This window comes from Thiohalophilus sp. (assembly GCF_031581315.1).
GTDB lineage: Bacteria > Pseudomonadota > Gammaproteobacteria > UBA6429 > Thiohalophilaceae > Thiohalophilus.
Genome location: NZ_JAVLAZ010000180.1, coordinates 1 through 1,725 on the forward strand (window position 1 = coordinate 1; position 1,725 = coordinate 1,725).

Below are 1,725 nucleotides of genomic sequence, written 5' to 3' on the forward strand. Positions count from 1 at the left end.
CTCGGCCTCGGCCAGGATGGCGGCGGCCTTGCCCGCACTGCCCCACTGGCGGATGCGTTTTTCGCACTCCTGCTGGATTGCACTGATGACCCCTTTGACCAGCCCGGTGTAACCGCAACCACTGTCCGCTTCGGCATTGGCCCGGATCTGTTTGCCGGCGGCATCGGCCAGCGCGGTGTAGTAGTTGATCTTGGTGACGCCGTTGGCGATCAGATCCTGGAACTGTTGATCGGAGAGGCCGGTGCCGCCGTGGATCACCAGCGGGATGCCCAGCGCCTCATTGATGGCACCGAGGCGTTCGATGTCCAGATTGGGCTCGCCCTTCATGCGACCGTGCACGGTGCCGATGGAGACGGCCAGAAAATCGACTCCGGTGCGCTCGACATATTCTTTCGCTTCCCCCACTTCGGTATAGCGCACTTCACCGGGATGACGTTCAGCGTCTTCGCCTTCGACGCCGGCGACGTAGCCCAGCTCACCCTCCACCGGTACGCCACAGCCGTGAGCCATATCGACGATCTTGCGCGTGTAGTCAACATTACCTTCAAAGGGCTGGGTGGACGCGTCCACCATCACGCCGGTGCAGCCCAGGTTGATCCCCTGTACGGCGCTCTCGTAGGTGGCGCCGTGATCCAGGTGAATGGCGACCGGTACATTGGCGCGGCGCGCGGCCGCGACCACCGCCGGCATGAGGGTCGGAAAATCAAAGTAGTCGAAATGGGACTCGGCCAGACTGAGTATGACCGGCGCCTCACAGTTTTCGGCGGCATTGAGAATCGCATGCAGAAAATCGAGACTGACCAGATCAAAGGCCGCAACGGCATACCTTTCGCGATGAGCATGTTGCAGCATGTCACGCATGTTGATCAGAGGCATAAACAGGGCTCCTTGTGTTCTTCTTTTTCCCGGCAGCATTAGTTTGCCGCAAAATCGAGACGAGTGAAAACAAATCGTCTCAAATCTATGCTTTGTCTTTGACTGATAGACTAAAGGCAATCTATCAAGTCATCACGGCCCTCCCTGATCAGAATGTTCGTTATCAGGCAGAAGCTTTCCGCGTGTAGTGATGTACGGTCTTCACAATCAGCAGCACCAGCGGTGCGCCATGCAAAACGAGATCAAAGATATCGATCGGCTTGCTCAGCGTGCCATCAAATAGCATTTGCAGTTTTTCCACCAGATGCGGTTGCGGGGAAAACGGCGCCAGCCCGAGCAGAATAGCGATGATGATCAGGGTGGGAAACGGGATTTTATCCAGCCATTTCATTGGAGACTCCGGTTAATAAATGTTCAGGACAATGGTTCAGATCGTCGGGGCGATCGATGTCGTGTTTCGGGTCGAGAGATGTCCAGCGTAAACCGGCCGCGTCAAGCTGGCCGGTAGTCTGTTCGAAGACTCGATCGGTGCTCCAGTCGATATCGTTGAAAATCAGCGGCGAAAACGTTCTTAGCCCCAGCAGGACATAACCCCCGTCATGGGCCGGGACGATCACTGCATCCTGATCGTCCAGTGTCTCAATCGCCGCACGAAGATCATCCGGGGTGAAAGCGGGACAGTCACAGCCTATCACCAGGGCTTTGCGATAGTTCGCCAGGTTGTCAGTAAAGGCGCTGGCCATCCGTTTGCCAAGATCATTGCCCTGTTGAGAATGCAAGGTTAGCTTATAGTAATCGGCCGCCTGGTGAAACAGTGGGTGTTGGGCATCGGGCTGGCAATAAAGCCGG

Annotated in this window: 3 protein-coding genes; all 3 read right to left on the reverse strand. The window is 56.6% G+C overall.

Translation table 11 applies throughout. The features are described from left to right. Positions 1 to 876: class II fructose-bisphosphate aldolase (locus RI563_RS13350; protein ID WP_310694873.1), on the reverse strand; the 876-nt coding region annotated here is incomplete at its 3' end. A 163-nt stretch (positions 877 to 1,039) separates the two neighbouring features. After that, on the reverse strand, positions 1,040 to 1,267 hold the full coding sequence (locus RI563_RS13355) for an RND transporter (protein ID WP_310694874.1): 228 nt from the start codon (positions 1,265 to 1,267) through the stop codon (positions 1,040 to 1,042). Then, positions 1,251 to 1,725, reverse strand: a 475-nt coding sequence (locus tag RI563_RS13360) for a TIGR04282 family arsenosugar biosynthesis glycosyltransferase (protein ID WP_310694875.1), incomplete at its 5' end; no start/stop codon positions are given. The genes RI563_RS13355 and RI563_RS13360, both read right to left, overlap by 17 nt.

Excerpts from the sequence above, each read along its gene's own strand:
- RI563_RS13355 (WP_310694874.1), bottom strand. The coding sequence starts at position 1,267 with ATGAAATGGCTGGATAAAATCCCGTTTCCCACCCTGATCATCATCGCT.